The 22,178-nt window shown below is 37.7% G+C and carries 20 protein-coding genes; 18 read left to right on the top strand and 2 right to left on the bottom strand.

Going from position 1 to position 22,178, the window contains the following annotated elements; translation table 11 throughout:
- Positions 1 to 33 precede the first annotated feature (33 nt).
- On the bottom strand, positions 34 to 1,098 hold the full coding sequence (gene thiL / locus ACQ2HF_RS05905; RefSeq protein ID WP_432412602.1) for a thiamine-phosphate kinase: 1,065 nt from the start codon (positions 1,096 to 1,098) through the stop codon (positions 34 to 36).
- Between the two features lie 755 nt (positions 1,099 to 1,853).
- Between thiL and ACQ2HF_RS05900 the strand changes: the two genes are divergently transcribed.
- The 15 genes from ACQ2HF_RS05900 (at position 1,854) to ACQ2HF_RS05830 (ending at position 16,385) form a co-directional block, all read left to right on the top strand.
- On the top strand, positions 1,854 to 3,770 hold the full coding sequence (locus tag ACQ2HF_RS05900) for a choice-of-anchor B family protein (protein ID WP_432412601.1): 1,917 nt from the start codon (positions 1,854 to 1,856) through the stop codon (positions 3,768 to 3,770).
- A 261-nt stretch (positions 3,771 to 4,031) separates the two neighbouring features.
- The gene (locus tag ACQ2HF_RS05895) at positions 4,032 to 5,414 is read left to right on the top strand and encodes a hypothetical protein (protein ID WP_432412600.1); all 1,383 of its coding nucleotides are present in this window, start codon (positions 4,032 to 4,034) and stop codon (positions 5,412 to 5,414) included.
- A 6-nt stretch (positions 5,415 to 5,420) separates the two neighbouring features.
- Positions 5,421 to 6,227 carry an MbnP family protein gene (locus tag ACQ2HF_RS05890; RefSeq protein ID WP_432412599.1) on the top strand — a complete coding sequence of 269 codons (807 nt, stop codon included), beginning with the start codon at positions 5,421 to 5,423 and terminating at the stop codon, positions 6,225 to 6,227.
- 7 nt (positions 6,228 to 6,234) lie between these two features.
- Positions 6,235 to 7,302: a cytochrome-c peroxidase gene (locus ACQ2HF_RS05885; protein WP_432412598.1), complete on the top strand. Its 1,068-nt coding sequence runs from the start codon at positions 6,235 to 6,237 to the stop codon at positions 7,300 to 7,302.
- Between the two features lie 147 nt (positions 7,303 to 7,449).
- On the top strand, positions 7,450 to 7,779 hold the full coding sequence (locus tag ACQ2HF_RS05880; RefSeq protein WP_432412597.1) for a HesB/IscA family protein: 330 nt from the start codon (positions 7,450 to 7,452) through the stop codon (positions 7,777 to 7,779).
- Between the two features lie 170 nt (positions 7,780 to 7,949).
- Positions 7,950 to 9,398 carry a Fe-S cluster assembly protein SufB gene (gene sufB, locus ACQ2HF_RS05875; RefSeq protein ID WP_432412596.1) on the top strand — a complete coding sequence of 483 codons (1,449 nt, stop codon included), beginning with the start codon at positions 7,950 to 7,952 and terminating at the stop codon, positions 9,396 to 9,398.
- 33 nt (positions 9,399 to 9,431) lie between these two features.
- Positions 9,432 to 9,815, top strand: a complete 384-nt coding sequence (locus ACQ2HF_RS05870; RefSeq protein WP_432412595.1) for a hypothetical protein — start codon at positions 9,432 to 9,434, stop codon at positions 9,813 to 9,815.
- 59 nt (positions 9,816 to 9,874) lie between these two features.
- On the top strand, positions 9,875 to 10,627 hold the full coding sequence (sufC, locus tag ACQ2HF_RS05865; RefSeq protein ID WP_432412594.1) for a Fe-S cluster assembly ATPase SufC: 753 nt from the start codon (positions 9,875 to 9,877) through the stop codon (positions 10,625 to 10,627).
- Between the two features lie 93 nt (positions 10,628 to 10,720).
- Entirely contained in the window at positions 10,721 to 12,034 is a 1,314-nt protein-coding gene (gene sufD / locus ACQ2HF_RS05860) for a Fe-S cluster assembly protein SufD (RefSeq protein WP_432412593.1), read from the top strand.
- A gap of 117 nt (positions 12,035 to 12,151) precedes the next feature.
- Positions 12,152 to 13,366 (top strand): aminotransferase class V-fold PLP-dependent enzyme, encoded by a 1,215-nt coding sequence (locus ACQ2HF_RS05855; protein ID WP_432412592.1) that lies wholly within the window; start codon positions 12,152 to 12,154, stop codon positions 13,364 to 13,366.
- A gap of 66 nt (positions 13,367 to 13,432) precedes the next feature.
- On the top strand, positions 13,433 to 13,864 hold the full coding sequence (locus ACQ2HF_RS05850) for an META domain-containing protein (protein WP_432412591.1): 432 nt from the start codon (positions 13,433 to 13,435) through the stop codon (positions 13,862 to 13,864).
- A 1-nt stretch (position 13,865) separates the two neighbouring features.
- A complete protein-coding gene (locus tag ACQ2HF_RS05845) occupies positions 13,866 to 14,297 on the top strand; it encodes a SufE family protein (RefSeq protein WP_432412590.1) in 432 nt (143 codons plus the stop codon).
- 23 nt (positions 14,298 to 14,320) lie between these two features.
- Entirely contained in the window at positions 14,321 to 14,647 is a 327-nt protein-coding gene (locus ACQ2HF_RS05840; protein WP_432412589.1) for a DUF59 domain-containing protein, read from the top strand.
- 203 nt (positions 14,648 to 14,850) lie between these two features.
- The gene (locus ACQ2HF_RS05835) at positions 14,851 to 15,357 is read left to right on the top strand and encodes a DUF2480 family protein (protein ID WP_432412588.1); all 507 of its coding nucleotides are present in this window, start codon (positions 14,851 to 14,853) and stop codon (positions 15,355 to 15,357) included.
- Between the two features lie 110 nt (positions 15,358 to 15,467).
- Positions 15,468 to 16,385: a DUF3078 domain-containing protein gene (locus tag ACQ2HF_RS05830; RefSeq protein WP_432412587.1), complete on the top strand. Its 918-nt coding sequence runs from the start codon at positions 15,468 to 15,470 to the stop codon at positions 16,383 to 16,385.
- Between the two features lie 183 nt (positions 16,386 to 16,568).
- On the opposite strand, the gene hflX is transcribed toward ACQ2HF_RS05830, so the two are convergent.
- Positions 16,569 to 17,777, bottom strand: coding sequence for a GTPase HflX (hflX, locus tag ACQ2HF_RS05825; RefSeq protein ID WP_432412586.1), 1,209 nt, complete (start codon positions 17,775 to 17,777; stop codon positions 16,569 to 16,571).
- Between the two features lie 194 nt (positions 17,778 to 17,971).
- On the opposite strand from hflX, the gene ACQ2HF_RS05820 reads away from it, so the two are divergent.
- From ACQ2HF_RS05820 to ACQ2HF_RS05810, 3 genes are all read left to right on the top strand, one after another.
- Positions 17,972 to 18,925, top strand: a complete 954-nt coding sequence (locus ACQ2HF_RS05820; RefSeq protein ID WP_432412585.1) for an endonuclease/exonuclease/phosphatase family protein — start codon at positions 17,972 to 17,974, stop codon at positions 18,923 to 18,925.
- Positions 18,926 to 19,151: 226 nt separating this feature from the next.
- The gene (locus ACQ2HF_RS05815; RefSeq protein WP_432412584.1) at positions 19,152 to 20,066 is read left to right on the top strand and encodes a PorP/SprF family type IX secretion system membrane protein; all 915 of its coding nucleotides are present in this window, start codon (positions 19,152 to 19,154) and stop codon (positions 20,064 to 20,066) included.
- 24 nt (positions 20,067 to 20,090) lie between these two features.
- Positions 20,091 to 21,986, top strand: a complete 1,896-nt coding sequence (locus ACQ2HF_RS05810; RefSeq protein ID WP_432412583.1) for an OmpA family protein — start codon at positions 20,091 to 20,093, stop codon at positions 21,984 to 21,986.
- Positions 21,987 to 22,178 lie beyond the last annotated feature (192 nt).

The following is a 22,178-nucleotide window of genomic DNA, read 5'->3' as shown; positions in this document are numbered from 1 at the left end:
GTTTTACTTCTTTCAGCTAAGATATGGCAACGGTTATGCTGTAGATTCTTCCGTATCCAGTGCATTCCATCCACGAGCGATTAATTCAATTTTGGTATTCGCTCTTGTGATTAAGTGCATGCCTTCACTAGCCTTTGTCATATGTCCAATTACCGAAAGATGTGGATTGGCTTGTATTTTAGCAAAATCTTCAGTAGCTACAGTAAACAGCAATTCATAATCTTCTCCTCCACTCAAGGCAATGGTTGTACTGTCCATATTAAACTCTTCACAGGTAGAAATTACCTGTGGGTCCAACGGTATTTTATCTTCATATAAATTACAACCCACATTAGAGCTTTTACAAATATGGATAATTTCGCTGGACAGTCCGTCACTAACATCTATCATCGACGTAGGCTGTACGCCTAATTCATCAAGCAACACGGGAATATCTTTTCTGGCTTCCGGCTTTAACTGTCGTTCAATTAAATACGTATAGTTTTCTAAATCGGGCTGTGCATTGGGATTTACTTTAAACACTTGTCGTTCACGTTCCAAAACCTGAAGTCCCAGATACGCCGCACCTAAATCGCCCGTAACCACTAGTAAGTCATTTTCTTTAGCGCCGCTTCTGTACGTAATTTTGTCCGAAGCTGCTTCTCCAATTGCCGTAATGCTTATAATAAGTCCCGAAGTGGATGACGTGGTATCTCCACCTATTACATCTACTTTATATATTTCTGCTGCTGCTTGAATCCCTGCGTATAATTCTTCCATGGCTTCCACTGGAAACCGATTGGATACTGCCACAGAAACGGTAATTTGTTTTGCCGTTGCGTTCATAGCAAACACATCGGATAGATTTACCATCACGGCTTTGTATCCTAAATGTTTTAAAGGCATGTAAGAAAGGTCAAAATGCACCCCTTCCACCAACATATCTGTAGTAACAACCAGTTGTTTGTTCTTTCCAGCAACAATCACAGCAGCATCATCACCAATACCTTTGATGGTAGTTTTATGTTGTATGCTGAAATGTTTGGTGAGATGATCAATAAGTCCAAATTCCCCTAATGAGGAAATGGGAGTGGTAGCAGTATCTTTATTATCGAACATGAGTACTATTTTGGATATTTGAGTGCAAAAATACGGCTTCATTTATAAACCACGACGGCAATAGGTTGTAATTTAAAAATTGGAGAAGCACATTGCCTCTTTTGTAAATTTTTAAATAATCAGGTTGTAAAAAAATTCTTTTACTTCTAGTCATTGCTTTTTTGTAGCATGTGTAGTACTAAGGATTGGCATATAGTAGTAAATCTTGTGCTATTGAAAATGACCATGCAATGAGAGGAGGATTTACTACAAATGTCACCAGCAGATTTTAAGCTTCCAGCGTCTTGTATAAAAGGGCTTTCGGGTGGTATCTATCCGCATAGCAACATAAACTTACCATACGATAGATCTAAATACCATTCATAGCACTAAAGGTTCGGGAGGGAAATTGATGCTTGACAATTTGGTCTGAATTTTTATGGCGCATCGAATTATACCGCTGGTCTTTATATCCTAACTATTTCTTGTATAAATTTAAATGAAATTGCCTCTTTAAAGCAATTACAAAAAAACAACAGAACATCTTTTAATAGGGCTTGGTGTATGTTTCCTTATTTTGAAAATAAACACGTAACAATCAGTGATATTGACACTCAATTTTATTTAATTAAGTCAAATAAATGCTATATTTGCAACATTAGGCAATAAAACGGTGTAAACATTAGATAGAATTTAACTTTTATTGCATTTTTCAACACAATTTATATTTTTTACTGACGTTTCAAAATCTTAAAACTTAATCCCATTTTCTACTTATGAAACACTTTTTACTTTCTAGTTTTTTACTTTTTACTACTATTTCAATTGCCCAGACACCTTGTTCTGGAGGATCTGCTGGTCCGTATCCTTGCGACGGTTACGGTCTTCAAAGTGCTATCGATCTTGGAGCCATGAGCGCCAGTGCTGGAAATGATTCTTGGGGATGGACAGATCCTACAAATGGTAACGAGTACGCCATAATAGGACTTAACAATGGAACTGCTTTTATAGATATTAGCAATCCCACTAGTCCTGTATACTTAGGAAAACTTCCTACACATACAAGTTCGAGTTCTTGGAGAGATGTTAAAGTTTACAATAACTATGCTTTTGTAGTTAGTGAGGCAGGTGGACACGGAATGCAGGTTTTTGATCTAACCAGACTTAGAAATGTCCCAGCGCCTCCTGTTACTTTTACAGAGGACGCACATTTTAATGGTTTTGGAAGTGCGCACAACATTGTAATAAACGAAGACACAGGATATGCCTACCCAGTAGGTGCAAATGCTTTTAATGGAGGCCCCATATTTATAAACATACAGAACCCTCTAAACCCAGTTCAGGAAGGTGGCTACGGCATGGACAACTATAGCCACGATGCTCAAATCGTGACTTACTGTGGTCCAGACCCAGACTATAATGGGAGAGAAATTTTAATTGGGAGTAATGCGAGTGAAGTAATTATAGCTGATATCACAGACAAGTCTAATCCCATTAGTATTTCTTCCGTAACATATCCAAACACTTCTTATACGCACCAAGGATGGTTTACAGAAGACCAAAGCTTTTTTATTCTAGGGGATGAAGTAGACGAACTTGATAATGGTGGAAATACACGTTCTATTATTTTCGATTTTACAGATCTAGACAATCCATCGCTTAGTTTCGAATATTCAGGCCCTACGCCTGCTATAGACCACAATGGATACACTAAAGGAGCAAAATTTTATATAGCCAATTATCGTGCTGGACTTCGCGTAATTGACATCTCAGACATCGCAAATGGGAATATAGCCGAAGAAGGTTTTTTCGATTCTTACCCAGCCAACAACAACGCCAGCTTTAGTGGTGCCTGGAGTGTATATCCTTATTTCGAAAGTGGAAACATTGTTATTAGTGATATTAACAGAGGTTTTCTTCTCGTAAAATCTTCAACCTATGAAAACACACCGCCAACTGCTGTATGTGGAACAACTACAGTTTCTTTAGATGCCAATGGGATGGCAACTTTAAATCCAGAAGATCTGGATGGAGGCTCAACAGATAATGGCGGAAATATATATTTCTTAGCTTGTGACAAATTTTTTGATTGTTCCGAACTAGGGGCCAATACAGTAGAACTTGAAGTGTATGATGAGTTTGGAAATCGTGATTTTTGCACAGGTACGGTAACAGTTATAGACGAATTAGCACCTACGCTTTCCTGTCCTACAAATGAACAAGTAATGTTTGATCCAGGCCAAAATTTTTACACACTACCAGATTACGTAACAGCTGGAAATGTAACTGCGGTTGATAATTGCAGTACAGGACTATCAATTTCTCAAGATCTAGCAGCCGGCAGTCAGTTACCGCAAGGCAATTACTTTATTACTTTTGAAAGTACCGATGCATCTGGTAATACAGGCAGCTGTACGTTCCAACTTGCCGTTGAAGTTCCGTTAGGAGTTGAAGAAAACTCACTGGATAGCGGCCTGTCTTTATTCCCTAATCCAGCAAGCAATGTAGTACACATTTCTTCTGAAAACCTCGCAATTACGTCACTACAAGTAGTAGACATGTTAGGAAAGCAACTTTGGGCTGAAGAAAATCTGAATGTTAAAACCAAAACAATTGATGTTTCCCAATTTTCGAATGGGATTTACTTTGTACTAGTAAACAACCAAGTAGCTAAGAGAATCATTAAAAAATAGTACGTATAATCACATAATCACGACAGGTAATTAGTGCTAATTGATTTGAGAGGATCTAACAATTAGCACTTATTACATATTTTTGATACGTAAAACTAACATATACTTTTGAAATTTTTAATCTCTTAGGACAACAGGCATTTCTTTAAAAATAAATAGCTTTCTTACTGATAAAATTTCAGTTAATCAACTAGAAACTGAAATGTATCTTAGTAAAAATCAACTATACAACAAATCAAAAATTAATCGTTAACTAATAGTATGTCTTTATTAAAGCAATTTATAGCACCCCTACTTTTCCTTTCTTTTGTCGCATTTACTTCATGTAGCAAAAATGACACACCTTCTGAAGAAATGCAGGAGGAACAGGATAATGAGGATGACGAACCTATTGAGCCTACCTTAAATCTTGCATTTGCCAAAAATCTTGGAGGAAGCAATTTAGACGATGGGGCTGCCATTGTACAAGCTGCAGATGGAGGGTTTGTTATTCTGGGTTCAACAAAAAGTACCAATGGCGATATCACAGACAAAACCACTGATGATGTAGATGTATGGATATTAAAAACCGACGCTCAAGGAGTAACACAATGGAGTAAAACCTATGGTGGCTCTGCAGAAGACGAAGGGACCAACATTGCTAAAACACGAGATGGAGGGTATGTTATTTCAGGATTTACCAGAAGCTCGGACGGAGACATTACGTCTGGAAATGCAGGATTTAATGACATGTGGATTTTTAAAATATCTAGTTCCGGTAATTTAATTTGGGAAAAAACATATGGGTATTCCGGTAACGACCTTGCTTATAACGTTGTTCCAACATTGGATGGAGGCTATTTACTTCTGGGAGTTTTGGACGTAACAGCAAGCGGAGGAGAAGGAAACGTTGGACGCGTAAGCGGCAATCACGCAGGTGGGGATTATTGGGTTCTAAAATTAGATAGTCTAGGAGAAAGAGAATGGAGCCGTTACTATGGTGGGACCTTCACAGATACCGCCTACGATGCAGTAGAGACGCCGTCTGGAGGATTTATAATTTTGGGAAGCTCAGATAGTAATGATGTGGACATTACTTCCAATATTGGCGCATACGATTATTGGATTATCAATATAGATAAAAATGGTAATATAATTTGGAGGAAAAATTTTGGTGGTACTGAAATAGACTTAGTTTACGCCATGACCAAAACCCTGGACGGTAATTATTTGTTAGTTGGGGATACGAGAAGTAGTGACGTAGACGTTGAAAACCCAATTGGCAATGCAGATGTCTGGGTAGTAAAAATTAACCAATCTGGTTCCATACTATGGTCTAAGGCCTATGGCGGGACTCAATTTGAATCTGCCAGAGACGTAGTTGCCCTTGCAGACGGTTCCTTTGCAGTGGTTTCTTCAAGCAGAAGTAACGATGTAGACCTTACCAATAATTATGGCGTTAACGATGCCTGGTTATTACTCATTGATAAAGATGGCGTGATGCTAGGACAAAAAAATATGGGAGGAAGCGCTCTAGATTTTGGTAAAGGTGTTACTCAAGCCGCTGACGGTAGTATAGTTATTACAGGAAATACCGAAAGTAACAACGGAGATTTTAACTCCAATAAAGGAAATAAAGATGTATTATTAATAAAAATTGAATAAAGAAAAATGAAGAAAATTGCCCTTTTATTGGTTACAGGAGCAGTATTGTTTAGCTGTAACAACGACGACGACAGCAAGACAACTACAGAACCAGATCCAGTAACGGTAGACTTTCAATTTACGCAATATTGGGATGGAGATCGCATTGCTAATGCAGATTACCAGACTACTACCTACCTTAATGCCAATAACACCATGCTAAAACTATCGAAATTGGTGTACTTAATTTCAGATATTACCTTTACAGCACAAGACGGAACTGTGTACGATGCAGGAGATTATAGTTTAATAGATGCGCGTAACGGGACTAATGCTACTTTTACTCCTGATATTGAAATTCCAGAAGGGGACTATGAAGTTTCATTTACTTTTGGTTTTGACGATGAGGATAATGATAAAACTGGCGGATATCCAGACTTAAATTCTTCAGACGGATCCTGGTCTGTTCCCATGCCTCTTGGAGGTGGTTACCATTACATGCGTATGGAAGGAACTTTTTTAAATGAAATAGCTGAAACGAAAACGTTTCAATACCACACCATACGAGCAAATAAACACACCACATTACCTCCGGCGGATGGCACGTTAGAATCTACTCAAGACACTTCATTTGTAGTAAATCTAGGAACTGTTACCGTAGGAAACTCAACTACTGTAGAGGTACAAATGAATGCAGCAGAATGGTTCAAAAATCCTAATACTTGGGATCTAAACATTAATAATTCTGTGATGATGCCTAATTTCAATCTTCAAATAGATATGAATGAGAATGGATCTAATGGCGTTTTTAATTTAGGAACCGTTTCACAATAATAATGTAATGAAAAAGCTAGGGATTTTCAGTAGCCTGTTGGCAGTATTTTTCTTCATCTCCTGTAAAGACAGTGACGATGGTGTTCAGTATAGTGCCACACCAGCTCCATTAGAAGTTCCAGCTATTTTTAACGGTCAAATTTTACCTCCCGTAATCCCGGATAACAACCCTCAAACTGTGGAAGGGATTGCCTTAGGGAAAAAATTATTTTTTGACACCCGTCTCTCCGCAGACAACACCATAGCGTGTGCTTCTTGTCACATACCGCAACAAGGGTTTTCAGACGCTCGCCAATTTAGTATTGGAATTACTGGTGAGCAAGGCTTCAGAAACTCGATGCCTTTACAAAATTTAGCCTTCAATTACGGAGAAAAATTTAATTGGGACGGAAGTGCAAACTCACTGGAAAACCAAATGCTTGGACCCGTTACCAATCCAATTGAGATGGCCAATACCTGGCCCAATGTAGCAAATACACTACAAAGCTCTAGCGAGTATCCTACGCTATTTGGAGATGCCTTTGGCACTCAAACCATAGACTCTACATTGGTTACCATGGCTATTTCACAATTTGTAAGAACCTTTGTTTCAGCAAATTCAAGATTCGATCAAGCGCAATTGGGAAGCATCGAATTAACACCCCAGGAACAAAACGGACTCAATGTTTTTTTGGACGAGAGTCGTGGAGATTGTTTTCACTGCCACGGACTCCCTGCAAATCCGTTATGGACAGACAATGCTTTTCATAACAACGGTTTAGATTCCGAATTTGATGATTTAGGTTTAGGAAATATAAGTGGCGATCCAAGAGAATTCGGTCTTTTTAGAAGTCCGTCGCTTCGTAATTTAAAATTTACAGCTCCCTATATGCATGATGGACGTTTTGCTACTCTAGAAGAGGTAATAAACCATTACAGTGAAGGACTTGTTTTTTCAGAAACTATAGACCCTTTAATGAAAACCATTAGTCAGGGCGGCGTACAACTTACCGATGAAGACAAAGCAGATCTTAAAGCTTTTCTACTCTCTCTTTCCGACGACTCTTTTATAAATAATCCAGATTTTAAAGAGTAATATTTTCAGTACTATTTTTCCCATAAAAAATTTCAGCAGTCTAGATTAGTATTCCCTATAACGCCATAAGATTATTTAAAATATCCTCTATGGTTAAACGCCGTATTTAGCGTATATTTGCACTCTAATTTAGAATAATTCTAAGGTATGATAAAAGTTAGCGATACAGCCAAAACAAAGCTAGAGCAGTTAATGAGTGAGGAAGGCTTTAATGTAACAAACGACTATGTGCGCGTAGGCGTAAAAAGTGGTGGTTGCTCTGGACTATCTTATGAACTTAATTTTGATGATAAATTAGGTGAAAACGACAAACTTTTTGAAGACAACCTGGTAAAAATAGCTGTAGACAAAAAAAGCTTTTTGTACTTAGTAGGCACAACGTTGGAATTTAGCGGTGGCTTAAACGGCAAAGGTTTTGTTTTTAATAATCCGAACGCAAATAGAACTTGCGGGTGTGGGGAATCTTTTTCGTTATAGATAGGATTGAATTGTAACCCAGACTGCGCTCGAACAGATCTATTGAAATATTGCGTTGCGCAAATACATTGGAGGTTTTATAAATTAGCTCCAAAAACTGAATTAAAAGGAAGTAAGTTTAAATAATTCAAAATATTGAATTTTAAATTTTAAACTCTGAATACGAAACTATGAGTAAGTATACTGAAGATGATTTAAAGAAAGAACTCGAAACAAAAGAGTACGAATACGGATTTTATACCGATATAGAATCTGAAACATTCCCCGTAGGTTTAAACGAGGATATTGTGCGTGCAATTTCCCATAAGAAGCAAGAGCCAGAGTGGATGACGGAGTGGCGCTTAGAGGCATTTCGATATTGGCAAAAAATGGTAGAGCCAGAATGGGCTAATGTTCATTATAAAAAACCAGATTTTCAAGCGATCGCTTATTATTCTGCACCAAAAACTATAGATCCAAATAAAACATTAGACGATGTAGATCCAGATCTTTTAGCGATGTATAAAAAGTTGGGTATTTCTGTAGATGAACAGAAGAAAATGAATAATGTCGCCATGGATATTGTGGTAGATTCTGTTTCAGTAGCAACAACTTTCAAGAAGACCTTAGGCGAAAAAGGAATTATATTTATGAGTATTTCTGAAGCCATTAGAGAACATCCAGAACTCGTTAAAAAATATTTAGGAACCGTTGTGCCACAAAAAGATAATTTTTATGCAGCCTTAAACAGCGCTGTGTTTAGTGACGGTTCGTTTTGTTATATTCCAAAAGGGGTTCGTTGCCCTATGGAGCTTTCCACCTATTTTAGAATCAATCAAGCAGGCACAGGACAGTTCGAAAGAACGCTGGTAATTGCAGACGAAGGGAGCTACGTAAGCTATCTGGAAGGTTGTACAGCACCTAGCCGTGATGAAAATCAATTACACGCCGCAGTGGTAGAACTCGTTGCTTTGGACGATGCCGAAATAAAATACTCAACTGTTCAAAACTGGTTCCCGGGAAATAAAGAAGGAAAGGGTGGCGTTTTTAACTTTGTAACAAAAAGAGGAATCTGCGAGAAAAATGCTAAGATCTCTTGGACACAAGTAGAAACAGGAAGTGCCGTAACGTGGAAATATCCAAGTTGTATCCTTAAAGGTGATAACAGTATTGGAGAGTTTTACTCTATTGCAGTAACCAATAACTACCAGCAAGCAGATACGGGTACTAAGATGGTTCACTTAGGAAAAAACACACGAAGCACTATTATTAGTAAGGGAATTTCAGCAGGAAAATCGCAGAATAGTTATCGTGGTTTGGTACAAATTAATTCTCGTGCCGACAATGCCAGAAATTTCTCGCAATGTGATTCACTTTTAATGGGGAATGCCTGTGGAGCACACACCTTCCCATATATTGAAGCAAAAAACAAAACTGCTAAAATTGAACACGAAGCCACCACCAGTAAAATTGGTGAAGACCAAATATTTTATTGCAACCAGCGTGGTATAGATACCGAAAAAGCCATCGCACTTATTGTTAATGGCTTTAGCAAAGAAGTACTCAACAAACTCCCTATGGAATTTGCTGTAGAAGCACAAAAATTATTGGAAATTTCACTAGAAGGCTCCGTAGGATAAGCAACAATCAATAACCTTAAATTTTGTATTAAAATGAAAAAAATCCTTTTCCTTTTAGCAATTACAGTAAGTGTAGCTGCTTGTAAAAATGAAACCGCTAAAACGAGTAATGATCCGCAATACGAAGGTGAATTTATATATGTAGCAGATGGTGCAGTCCTTAAAGGAGATACCTTTATTTACGGAATTACACTAGATGAAATGGCCACAGAACTTCAAGAAAAAGTAGCACCCATTAAGAAGGATGATTATGATATGGTGCCAGTAATAGTAAAAGGAACATTGGCAAATAAAACAGAAGGCACCGAAGGTTGGGACGAAGTTCTTACCATTACCGAAATTGTTAGCGTAAGCGACACCCCTTCTGAAGCTGATATTAAATTAGTAGACAAAAAAGAGGCCGATAGTTCTAACTAAGGCTGCTAAACACCCGTAAGACAACTTCGGGAATTGAATTAACGACTGAGAATAAAAATATGTTACAGATAAAAAACCTGCACGCAGGAGTTGAAGAAAAAGAAATACTAAAAGGAATCAACCTAGAGGTAAATCCAGGCGAAGTACACGCTATTATGGGACCAAACGGTTCTGGCAAAAGCACCTTGGCTTCGGTAATCGCTGGTAAAGAAGAATTTGAAATTTTAAAAGGAAACATCGTTTTTGAAGGAGAAGATATTTCAGAATTAGATCCTGAAGAGCGCGCTCACAAAGGACTGTTCTTGTCTTTTCAGTATCCTATTGAAATTCCTGGCGTATCGGTGACCAACTTTATTAAAACTGCTATCAACGAAAACCGGAAGGCAAAAGGCGAACCCGATATGCCCGCTGGCGAAATGCTGAAGAAAATAAAAGAAAAAGCCGAATTGTTGGAAATTGACCGTAAGTTCTTATCACGTTCTCTAAACGAAGGTTTTTCGGGAGGTGAGAAAAAACGCAACGAGATTTTTCAACTTGCTATGCTGGAGCCAAAATTAGCCATCTTGGATGAAACCGATTCTGGACTAGATATTGATGCTCTTAAGGTTGTTGCCAATGGAGTTAACAAACTAAAGACCAAGGACAACGCCGTAATTCTTATTACGCACTACCAACGTTTGTTAGATTATATTGTTCCAGACTTTGTTCACGTACTTATGAACGGTAAAATAGTAAAATCTGGCACTAAAGAACTGGCAAAAGAGCTTGAAGCAAAAGGTTATGACTGGATTAAAGAAGAACTGGTAAAATAGCTTCGGTACTATTTTCGTGTCTCAAACCACTCAGCTATCTTCGATGGCGAGTGTGTTTGAAATTTGGAATTTGAATTTTGGAATTAAAAAAATATGAGTTTAAAAGAAAAATTAGTAGCATCATACATCGCTTTTGAAGACCATTTAGAAGACGACTCTCCTATTCATGACCTACGCAGTGATGCGATAAAAGTTTTTGAAGAAAAGGGGTTCCCTTCTAAAAAGGAAGAAGCCTGGAAATATACTTCGTTAAATGCATTGCTTAAAAACGACTATAGCATTTTTCCAAATAACGAGCGAAACATAGAACTTAAAGATGTTCGTAAGTATTTTTTACACGATATAGATACATACAAATTGGTTTTTGTAGATGGAGTTTACAACTCGTTTCTTTCAGATACCACACATGACTCTTTAGACGTTTGTTTGTTATCATCTGCATTAAATAAGCCTAAATACAAGGCTGTGATTGAGGCATATTTTAATAAAACCGCGGTAAAAGATAGCTTAACCTCTTTAAATACTGCGTTTGCCAAAGAAGGTGCATACATCCATATTCCAAAGCATAAAGAAGTTGAAAAACCTATTGAAATTATTAATTTCTCTACTGGAAGCGAAGCCGCAATGCTCCTTCAACCAAGAAACTTAATTGTTGTTGGCGAGAATGCTCACGTACAAGTTATAGAACGTCACCAGAGCTTGAATAAAAACCAGGTGCTTACCAACAGCGTGACCGAGATTTTTGCTGAAAAGCGAGCGTTTGTAGATTATTATAAAATTCAGAATGATACGGATTCAGCTTCCTTGATAGATAGTACGTATATTTCGCAGGAACAAGAAAGCCATTGCCGCGTGCATACATTTTCTTTTGGCGGAAAGCTTATTAGAAACAACCTCAATTTTTATCAAAAAGGTGAGCGTTGTGACAGCACTTTAAACGGAATTACTATTATTGAAGGAAAGCAGCACGTAGATCACAATACCTTGGTGCATCATATAGCTCCCAATTGCGAAAGCCATCAAGATTACAAAGGTATTTTTGCCGAAAGCTCCACAGGAGTTTTTAACGGAAAAATATATGTTGAAAAAGATGCGCAGAAATTAGATGCTTTTCAACAAAACAACAATATTTTGGTAGATGACAAAGCGAGCATCAATTCCAAACCACAATTAGAGATTTTTGCAGACGATGTACGCTGTTCACACGGTTGTACAATTGGCCAACTGGATGAAGACGCTATGTTTTATCTTCAATCCAGAGGGATTGGTAAAAAAGAAGCTCGAGCACTTTTAATGTATGCTTTTGCGAACAACGTTTTGGAAAGTGTAAAAATTCCAGAATTAAAGGCAAGAATCAACAAACTTATCGCTACTAAAATTGGTGTGAGTTTAGGATTTGAATTGTAATCGATCTTTATAAGTAAAATCCAATTGCATTCAAAACCTCTTATCCATTAGGCATGGACCGCGTTTGCATGCAAAAGCACGAGAGGCAAGCTCAACCAGACTTTCTAAAAATTATTTATGTTTGACATCAAATCCATAAGAGCAGATTTCCCCATACTTCGTCGTGAAGTAAATGGCAAGCCTCTGGTATATCTAGACAATGCTGCTACCTCGCAAAAGCCGCAAGTAGTAATAGATGCTATTGTAGATTATTACTCAAATTATAACGCAAATATTCATCGCGGAGTACACGCTTTATCTCAAGAAGCAACCGACAAATACGAAGAAGCTCGCGGGAAAATTCAAAAGCATTTTACTATTGAAAAAGCGCACGAGGTTATTTTTACTTCGGGAACAACGCACGCAATTAATTTGGTGGCAAACGGATTTGCATCCCTCTTAAAAAAAGGAGATGAAATAATCGTTTCAGCACTAGAACATCACAGTAATATTGTGCCTTGGCAAATGTTATGTGAAAAGACGGGTGCAAAATTATTGGTTATCCCAATGACCCAAAAAGGCACATTGGATATGGATGCGTATGCTAAAATCCTTTCAGAAAAAACGAGATTGGTTTTTGTAAATCATATTTCGAACGCGCTGGGAACCATAAACCCAATCGAAGCTATTATTCGTAAGGCCCACCAAGTAAATGCAGCGGTATTAATTGACGGAGCACAAGCCTGTTCGCATATAAAACCAGATCTTCAGAAGCTTAATGTAGACTTCTATGTAACCTCAGCACATAAAATGTGTGGGCCAACAGGTGTTGGAATGCTCTACGGAAAAGAGGAATGGCTCAAAAAACTACCTCCCTATCAAGGAGGAGGCGAGATGATTTCTGAAGTAACTTTCGAGAAAACTACATATGCAGACCTACCTCACAAATTTGAAGCCGGCACTCCAAATATTTGCGGAGGAATTGCTTTTGGAACTGCCATAGACTACCTAAACCAAATAGGTTTTGATGCAATTTCAGCACACGAACATGAGTTGTTAGCGTATGCTACCAAAAAACTTTTAGAAATAAACGGACTAAAAATTTATGGAACTGGAGCCGATAAAACTTCGGTTATTTCCTTTAATCTAGAAAATATCCATCCGTACGACATAGGAACTATTTTAGATAAAATGGGCATTGCCGTACGTACGGGACATCACTGCGCACAACCCATAATGAATTACTTTAACATACCAGGTACGGTCCGTGCTTCGTTTGCTTTTTACAACACAAAAGAAGAAGTAGACAAACTGGTTGCTGGTGTGAAGAAAGCACAGCAAATGTTGAGTTAACATTCCTTTAAAACCTTGTGGTATAGAATTATGCTATCTTGCACCTAACAAACAAAAAATAAAATTATGAGAATTATAATTAGCCTAGTCCTTACAGCACTACTGTTTACGGGCTGTGAAGAAACAAAAAAAGTTATAGACACCGCTGGAAGGGTTCAACTTTCGGGCACGTATAACGTTACTATGGCAGGCGCTCAAAAGGTAACCAAGTCTGAAAATAGCATCACTTTTAGAGCTTTGGACAATTCGGTTAGTGGCAATGCAGGTTGTAATGATTACTTCGGAAATTACACCTTAGACCTATATGCACTTAATTTTGGCCCTATAGGAGTAACCGAACAATATTGTGACGAAAACATTATGAAAGTGGAGAGAAACGTATTAAATGCATTGAGAGATACGGGATCCTATACACTAGAAAATGATGTACTTACACTTCTTTCTAAAAATGACCGAAGCGTTTTATTAAAAGCCAGTAAAGTAAAAACAACCAATTAGATTGAAAGACATACAGAGCATACAAGAAGATTTAATTGAAGAATTCGCCCTGTTTGACGACTGGATGGAGCGCTATGAGCATATGATTGCTTTGGGAAAATCGTTGCCTTTAATAGATCCATCACTTAAAACCGAAGACAAACTCATTAAAGGCTGCCAAAGTAAAGTTTGGCTACACAGCGAACTAAAGGATGAAAAAGTGGAATTTACGGCAGATAGTGATGCGATAATTACCAAAGGAATTGTTGCTATTTTAGTACGGGTTTTTTCAAATCAGAAACCTGAAGACATTATAAATGCAAACACTAGTTTTATTGATGAAATTGGTTTAAAAGAACATTTATCGCCCACACGTGCCAACGGACTAGTTTCTATGTTGAAACAAATGAAATTATACGCCGTGGCATATCAAGCACAACTGAATCAAATTTAAATATCCTATCAAGGGAAAGACATATGAGCACTACTGAAATAGACACCACCGAATTAGGAGAAAAGATTGTAAAAGTGATAAAAACTATTTACGATCCTGAGATTCCTGTAGATATTTATGAGCTAGGACTCATTTACGATGTTTTTGTAAACGAAGATTTAGAAGTAAAAATTTTAATGACGCTTACCACACCTAATTGCCCCGTAGCCGAAACACTTCCTTTAGAAGTTGAAAACAAAGTAAAAAGTCTGAAGCTGGTTAAAGATGCAGAAGTAGAGATAACTTTCGATCCCCCTTGGACTCAGGATTTAATGTCCGAAGAGGCGAAGTTGGAATTAGGAATGTTATAAAATACCGTTAGTAAAATTAAACCTCTCCAAGGTGTTCTTGGAGGCTCTATTTTAGTTTTTTTGTAGCTTTTGGGTTCAAAAAAGATAAATTTGAGACGCTCGCAACAAAATGTCCGAAGAGACGAAGTTTTAAATAGGGTCTTATAAACCCTTCTCTGTGTCCTCAGTATTTCATAACAAATTTAAAAACGAATAGCGCACCCTTGGAAAACGAAATTATAAATAGAGTTGCTAACAGCAAATTAATTACCTTCAATCTGGAAGAGTACTATCCTGAGGGGAAGCGCGTACTTTTTGATATTTCCGATTGGTTGCTGGAGGGAATTGTCCTTAAAGAATCAGACTTTAGAACTTCAGTTAAACAACACGATTGGTCACAGTACCAAGGTTCCTATATCGCATTACATTGCAGTACAGATGCGATAATACCTGGTTGGGCATTTTTGTTGGTATCACTTCAGCTAGCTCCATTTGCTAAAAAAACAGTTGTTGGTACGTTGGATACCTTAGAGAGTATTTTGTTTGCTGAAATTATTCCAACCTTAGATTTTTCAGCATTACAAGACAAGCCCGTAATCATTAAAGGGTGCGCTCATAAGCCCATTCCCCAGAACGCTTATCTACTACTCGCTGAAAAATTACAACCTATTGCCAAAAATATTATGTATGGAGAAGCGTGTTCTTCGGTACCACTCTACAAACGGAAGTAAAATAGCATCGTATGTAATTTTGTGACCATCCAAACCCATAAAATTTTTCCCGTTACATTTTTTAAACCATAGAAAGTTGATTTACATTTGTACCATCAAACTTTATAACTATGAAAAAAATTATTTTGCTAGTTGCTTTATTTGCATTGCCTTTTGTAACTACAGCTCAAAATGAAGAACCTGAGCCGCCAAAAGATGGTTGGACAAAATCTGGAAATGCCTCCTTACTATTTAACCAAGCTGCTTTTAACGCAGAGTGGACAGGTGGCGGAACCTCTAATTATGCTGCTAATGCCGGCCTTACATATGATGCCAACTACCGTAAAGGAAAGTTAACATGGGACAACCGTCTCATCGCCGAGTATGGTGTGACCAAAACTAAAGGTCAAGAGTTCACTCGTAAAACAAATGATCGTTTGGAACTAAACTCGATTGTAGGGCGCCAAATTAAAGAAACCAATTATTATTACTCTTGGTTTGCAAATTTCAAAACACAATTCAGCAATGGATATGAATTTGTTGAAGACGAGCTAACCGGAGAGGAAACACGAACCGTAACCACTAAATTTTTATCTCCAGGTTATTTTCAAACAGGTCCTGGTGTTTTTTGGAAGAAAAACGACAACTTAAAAGTAAACATATCTCCCGCTACGTTGCGATTAATTTTTGTGGACGACTCCTTTACCACGTTTCCAGATCCTATAGCAGCGGCAGCTTTTAATGAGGCTGGAGGGTACTTTGGTGTGGAAGCAAACGAAACAACCCGTTTTGAGTTTGGCGCATCCTTAAATGGCTATGCTAAATTTGACGTTATGGAGAACGTAACTGTAGAAAATATCTTGGCTTTGTATTCAAACTATCTTGAAGATCCACAAAATGTAGATGTAGATTACACTTTAAACTTACTATTAAAAGTAAACGAGTGGATTACTGCCAACTTTACCTTCCAGGCAATTTATGATGATAATGCCGTAAAAGGATTTCAAATTAGGGAGACTTTGGGTATTGGTGTAGGGTATAAATTTTAATTATCTCCTCGACTGCGCCCGGGGTACGATATAATCAATCTAGAAAACCGTTCACTTTGTGGACGGTTTTTTATTTTGTTGTAGCAACAATTTTGGGTGGGTGAAGGCCCAGCTTAGTGAAGCTTCGCACAAGTGAACCATTTTTACTACAAGCGTAGCATACTAGCCATTTCCTACTACCAACTACTCTTCATACTCCTCCGGATATAAAAAGTTGTTATAGGGAAAGCGAGTTACATGAATATCCCTCACAGTATCATACACCGTTTTTCTAAACTCTTCCATGTTTTCTTTATTCAAAGCGGAGATAAATATAGCATCGGTATTCTCGCGTTGCATCCAGGTTTGCTTCCATTCTTTTAAAGTGAAATGAGCTTTGGTTTTTTCGGTAACCAAGTCATCTTCTTCGATTACTTCAGGTTCGTACGCATCTATTTTATTAAAAACCATAAGTGTGGGCTTATCGGCGCTTTTAATTTCGTCCAGGATTTGGTTTACCGAGGCAATATGATCTTCAAAAGAGGCATGGCTTATATCTACCACGTGCAATAACAAATCTGCTTCGCGCACCTCATCCAGTGTACTTTTAAAACTTTCTACTAATTGGGTTGGGAGCTTTCTAATAAAACCAACGGTATCACTTAGCAGGAAAGGCAAATTACCAATTACCACTTTACGAACGGTAGTGTCTAGAGTTGCAAACAGTTTGTTTTCGGCAAAAACTTCGCTTTTGCTTATTACGTTCATCAAAGTACTTTTCCCAACATTTGTATATCCCACCAGTGCCACACGTACTAATGCGCCACGATTTCCTCGCTGCACTTCCATCTGTCGGTCTATCTTGGTAATTTTCTTTTTCAGCAAAGAGATTCTGTCACGTACAATACGACGGTCTGTTTCAATTTCGGTTTCACCAGGACCACGCATTCCAATTCCTCCACGCTGCCGCTCTAAGTGAGTCCACAGACCTGTTAATCTAGGGAGAAGGTACTGGTATTGCGCCAATTCAACCTGGGTTCTTGCATAGCTGGTTTGAGCGCGTTGGGCAAAGATGTCCAGAATAAGATAGGTTCTGTCTATTACTTTACACTTCAGTATTTTTTCGATATTTCTTTGCTGACCTGGGGAAAGTTCGTCGTCAAAAATAACAGTTCCTATGTCGTTTGCTTCCACATACTCGAGTACAGCTTCCAGTTTTCCAGAACCTAAAAACGTTTTGGGATCTGGCTTTTCCATCTTTTGCACAAAACGTTTTATCACTTCTCCACCTGCTGTATACGTTAAAAATTCAAGTTCATCGAGATACTCACGCGACTTTTCCTCATCCTGCTGTTGGGTGATAAGACCAATTAAAATGGCTTTTTCGTATTCTATTGTAGTTTGTTCTAACATAGTTTAGATTTTGAGATCCGACCGACGAAATACACTTTTTAATTTCTTTAAAACTCAAAGGTGATTGAGTGATTTAAAGGAATCTATTTAAATAAAAGAAAAAAGTTGTAATTTTTAAATCGTATCGAAGTTCAAATGTACAAAACCTTTTCAGCTAATATTTTGTAATTTACAATGCTTTAACACCTATTTATATGAGTACTTCGGAAGAACGATACTATTGCTTTGCCTTTTACAATCTTGAAAATTTGTTCGATACTGAAGATGACCCTAAAACCTTAGATGATAATTTCACCAAAAATTCGAGTATGAGGTGGAACGAAAAACGTTTCAGAAAAAAGATACGTAAGCTGGGAAGTATCATTCAGCAAATTGGGTATAACGACATTAATTTTCCTCCAGTATTAGTAGGGGTTGCTGAAGTTGAAAACAGATATGTGCTAGAACAATTGGTTGCATCAAAATTTCTTCAGCAAAAAAATTACGGTATCCTTCATTTTGACTCGCCAGACGAGCGAGGTATTGATACAGGATTATTGTATCGAAAAGATTACGTTACTGTAGTAGGGCAACAAGCACATCAAGTATTGATTGAAAACGAACATGGCGATCGCGACTATACCCGTGACATTTTGAGTGCACATCTTGAAATTGAAGGACATTCCTTTTACGTTTTAGTAAATCACTGGCCTTCTAGAAGAGCTGGGGAAGCACTAACGGCACCAAGAAGACTGGCTGCTGCAAAAAAGAATGTAGAATTAGTGGAAGCGCTAAAAGCTAAAAATCCACAAGCAAGAATTATCATTATGGGAGATTTTAATGACGACCCAAAGAGTGAAAGCATTCAGCATTTAGTAACTAACGGATTTTATAATCCTATGGAATTATTGCTCACGCACGAAACCGGAAGCACATCGTATCGTGGTGCTTGGAATTTATTTGACCAAATCCTGGTCTCTCACAATTTTATGAGGCAACATGAGAATCCATTTCAATTTGATGGTGCCACTGTTTTTAATATGAAATACCTAACTGAATATAAAGGCAGAAACAAAGGAAACCCCTTTAGAACGTACTTAGGAAAGAAATACACTGGAGGTTTTAGCGATCACTTTCCCATTTATGGAAAATTTTTGCTTAAAAGTTGAAGGATGAAATAGACATCAAAAAAATTAATTATGTAAAAACTATTATTTTAGTAACCAAACAAGACAATTCCAAGGCAATACAACTTCTTGAGAAAAATCCCGAGCTGAAAGTCTTCTTTTTAATCTTACAAGCCTAGGACTGGAGGTATCTAAACAGAGCCGCCATAGTTTCAGTAGTTTTACTGAAGTTAAAGCCTTCAACAAATAAGAAAATACTCTTTTAAAAATGGAAAAAATATTCATAATTACTTTTATAGCTATGCTGTTTTGGACAACAACAATCACTGCGCAACAAGATCCACAATACACGCAATATATGTACAACATGAATGTGGTGAATCCTGCGTATGCTGGTAGCAAAGAAAGTCTCTCCCTAACCGCTCTTTACCGGAAACAATGGTCTGGACTGGACGGAGCTCCAGAAACATTCACCTTTTCTGCTCACACCCCAATTAACGACAAAATTGGTTTAGGACTTTCTGTAATTAAGGACGAACTAGGGCCTGTAAGCGAGACAAACGTGTATGCAGACTTCTCATACACCCTTCAAGTAGGAGCCGACACAAAACTTGCGCTTGGGCTTAAAGCGGGAGCTACTTTTCACGATGTAGGGCTTACAGCGCTGGTGTTGCAAGACCCTGCAGATCCATTCTTTTCTGAAGACATTAGCAATACCTACCCTAATATAGGTGCCGGTGCTTTTTTATATGGGGAAAATTATTATCTAGGTGTATCGGTGCCAAACCTATTAAATTCGGTTCACTTAGATGAAAACGGTTTAAAGTATGGAAGTGAAACTAATCATTACTTCGCAACAGCTGGGTATGTATTTCAGGTGTCGGAACATGTAAAACTAAAGCCTTCTTTTTTGGTTAAATCTGCATTTAATGCGCCCTTGTCCTTCGACGGAAATTTAAACGCCTTGTTTTATGATAGGTTTGAAATTGGAGCTAGTTACAGATTAGACGATTCCTTTAGCGGATTGGTTGGCTTTCAGGTAACAGACTACATCCGGATTGGGTACGCCTATGACCGTGTGATTTCAGATATCCAAGCTGTGTCCAGTTCATCACACGAAGTTATACTCACCTTTGATGTATTCTTCAAAAAAAGAACCTTACGCTCTCCCAGATACTTCTAATAACCAACGATAATTTCATTCAGGATGAAAAAAATATACACACTCTTACTTCTTTTAGCGCTTAGCACAACCTTTGGTACTGCGCAAAATAAAGACACCAAAAAAGCAGACGATCTATATAAAGGGCTTCGGTATACCGATGCGGCAGAAGCCTATCAAAAACTACTAAAAAAAGGAAAAGGCGGATTGTATGTTTATGAACAATTAGGCAGTAGTTATTTTTATATTAACGACACTAGGAAGGCTGAAACCTATTACAAACGCGTTGTAAAGAGTAAAAAAGTAAATGCCGAAACTGTTTATAATTATGCGCAGTCTTTAAAGGCAAATGGAAAGTTTAGCGATTACAACATCGCCATGAAGCAATTTGCAGCAAGGGCTCCTAACGATTCCCGTTCCATAGAGTTTATGAAAAATCCCAATTATGTTCCTAAATTAATGGAAGAACAACCCAGGTTTTCTGCCACAAATATGAAAGATATCAATACCGAATATTCTGAATTTGGCGGCATAACAATGGGAAAAGATTTTTACTTTTCTTCTGCTAGAAATACAACCCGAAGAACCTACGGCTGGAATGAAGAACCTTACTTAGATATTTATAAAGCTGAACATGTGGGAGGCACCGTAAAAAATGCCGAAGTACTCAAAAACAAAGAAATAAACACAAAATACCACGAAGGAAACGTGGCTATAACCGCAGACGGCAAAAGAATGTACTTTGACCGAAACGATTATTACAAAGGCAAGTATGGTAAAAGTGAAGAGGGCGTAAACCAAATAAATCTATATTATGCAGATTGGGTAGCGGGAGAGTGGAAAGATGTACACTCTGTTAGCTTTAATAGTAACAATTATTCTACGGGTCACCCGGCTTTGAGTCCAGATAACAACACCTTATATTTTGTAAGCGATATGCCTGGCGGTAAGGGAGCGAGTGATATCTACAAAGTTTCTGTAAGCAAAGAAGGTACTCTGGGCACTCCTCAACGCCTTAGTGATAGTATTAATACCGAAGGAAAAGAAATGTTCCCTTTTATAGACTCTAACGGAGATTTATATTTCTCAAGCACTGGCCACATGGGATTAGGAGGTTTAGACGTTTTTTATGCCCCAGCTCAGGGAAATGAATTTGGAGAACCAAAAAACATGGGCTTAGGTATTAATAGCTCCGATGATGATTTTGCATTTATTTATAATCCAAACACTCAAGAAGGCTATCTGTCCTCAAACCGCGCAGGTGGTAAAGGAAGTGACGATATTTATACAACGAAACAATTAGAGCCGCTGTGTGAAGTTAAAATGATTGTACAAGTGGTACATGAATATACAAAAACACCTATCGCAGGAGCAAGAGTAGACATGTACGACAAATTTGGCAATAAACTAAGTACAAAAACTACTGGTGAAGATGGTAAAGTATCCCTCCTTGCTGAATGTGAAAAAGAACACGAGGTGCAAGCTGTCGCAACTAATTTTGAAAGTAATGCAATTGATGTAGAAATGGCCAGCAATGTTACGTTAAACAAAACCATCACCCTAAGACCTATTGAAGAACTTATAGTGGATGATAAAGTTGTTCTCAATCCAATATATTTTCCGTTGGACAAAAGTAACATCACGCCAAAAGCAGCCTTTGAGTTAGACAAGTTAGTAGCTTTAATGAAAAAATATCCTAATTTGATTATTAAGGCAGAAAGCCATACAGACAATCGTTCGTCAGAAGAATACAACATGGAACTTTCTCAAAAAAGAGCACAAAGTACTGTACAGTATATCATTTCCAAAGGAATAGATACTTCGAGAATATCTGGTATAGGCTTTGGAGAAAGTCGTCCTGTAGTAGCTTGTGGAACCAATTGTACCGAAGCGCAACATCAAAAAAACAGAAGATCGGAGTTTACCATCTTAAAAAGATAACATCCACACTACTCCATTACACTAGGAAAAGCCTATTGAAGTTTATGTTTTGCTTTTTTATGTCCAAAAGCTAGGTCTATGAATTCTAGTAAATTTTAAACTCTATGAATTCATATAGGTTTTAAAATGCATTTAGCTATACTTTTATAGTGACCTATTCTTTACAGGGGATTGAAAAGGTAGGTTACTTGG

The sequence above is a fragment of the Rasiella sp. SM2506 genome, from assembly GCF_050859505.1.
In the GTDB taxonomy this organism is placed as follows: domain Bacteria; phylum Bacteroidota; class Bacteroidia; order Flavobacteriales; family Flavobacteriaceae; genus Marinirhabdus.
The sequence above is the reverse complement of the archived record's forward strand: the minus strand, read 5'-3'. Positions and strand labels throughout refer to the sequence as shown.

Bases quoted from the DNA above. Each gene is read 5' to 3' on its own strand.
- ACQ2HF_RS05895 (WP_432412600.1), top strand. From the start codon at position 4,032: ATGTCTTTATTAAAGCAATTTATAGCACCCCTACTTTTCCTTTCTTTT.
- sufD (WP_432412593.1), top strand. From the start codon at position 10,721: ATGAGTTTAAAAGAAAAATTAGTAGCATCATACATCGCTTTTGAAGAC.
- ACQ2HF_RS05850 (WP_432412591.1), top strand. From the start codon at position 13,433: ATGAGAATTATAATTAGCCTAGTCCTTACAGCACTACTGTTTACGGGC.
- hflX (WP_432412586.1), bottom strand. From the start codon at position 17,777: ATGTTAGAACAAACTACAATAGAATACGAAAAAGCCATTTTAATTGGT.
- ACQ2HF_RS05880 (WP_432412597.1), top strand. From the start codon at position 7,450: ATGATAAAAGTTAGCGATACAGCCAAAACAAAGCTAGAGCAGTTAATG.
- ACQ2HF_RS05840 (WP_432412589.1), top strand. From the start codon at position 14,321: ATGAGCACTACTGAAATAGACACCACCGAATTAGGAGAAAAGATTGTA.
- ACQ2HF_RS05890 (WP_432412599.1), top strand. From the start codon at position 5,421: ATGAAGAAAATTGCCCTTTTATTGGTTACAGGAGCAGTATTGTTTAGC.
- ACQ2HF_RS05810 (WP_432412583.1), top strand. From the start codon at position 20,091: ATGAAAAAAATATACACACTCTTACTTCTTTTAGCGCTTAGCACAACC.
- ACQ2HF_RS05900 (WP_432412601.1), top strand. From the start codon at position 1,854: ATGAAACACTTTTTACTTTCTAGTTTTTTACTTTTTACTACTATTTCA.
- ACQ2HF_RS05885 (WP_432412598.1), top strand. From the start codon at position 6,235: ATGAAAAAGCTAGGGATTTTCAGTAGCCTGTTGGCAGTATTTTTCTTC.
- sufB (WP_432412596.1), top strand. From the start codon at position 7,950: ATGAGTAAGTATACTGAAGATGATTTAAAGAAAGAACTCGAAACAAAA.
- sufC (WP_432412594.1), top strand. From the start codon at position 9,875: ATGTTACAGATAAAAAACCTGCACGCAGGAGTTGAAGAAAAAGAAATA.
- thiL (WP_432412602.1), bottom strand. From the start codon at position 1,098: ATGTTCGATAATAAAGATACTGCTACCACTCCCATTTCCTCATTAGGG.
- ACQ2HF_RS05855 (WP_432412592.1), top strand. From the start codon at position 12,152: ATGTTTGACATCAAATCCATAAGAGCAGATTTCCCCATACTTCGTCGT.
- ACQ2HF_RS05870 (WP_432412595.1), top strand. From the start codon at position 9,432: ATGAAAAAAATCCTTTTCCTTTTAGCAATTACAGTAAGTGTAGCTGCT.
- ACQ2HF_RS05830 (WP_432412587.1), top strand. From the start codon at position 15,468: ATGAAAAAAATTATTTTGCTAGTTGCTTTATTTGCATTGCCTTTTGTA.
- ACQ2HF_RS05820 (WP_432412585.1), top strand. From the start codon at position 17,972: ATGAGTACTTCGGAAGAACGATACTATTGCTTTGCCTTTTACAATCTT.
- ACQ2HF_RS05815 (WP_432412584.1), top strand. From the start codon at position 19,152: ATGGAAAAAATATTCATAATTACTTTTATAGCTATGCTGTTTTGGACA.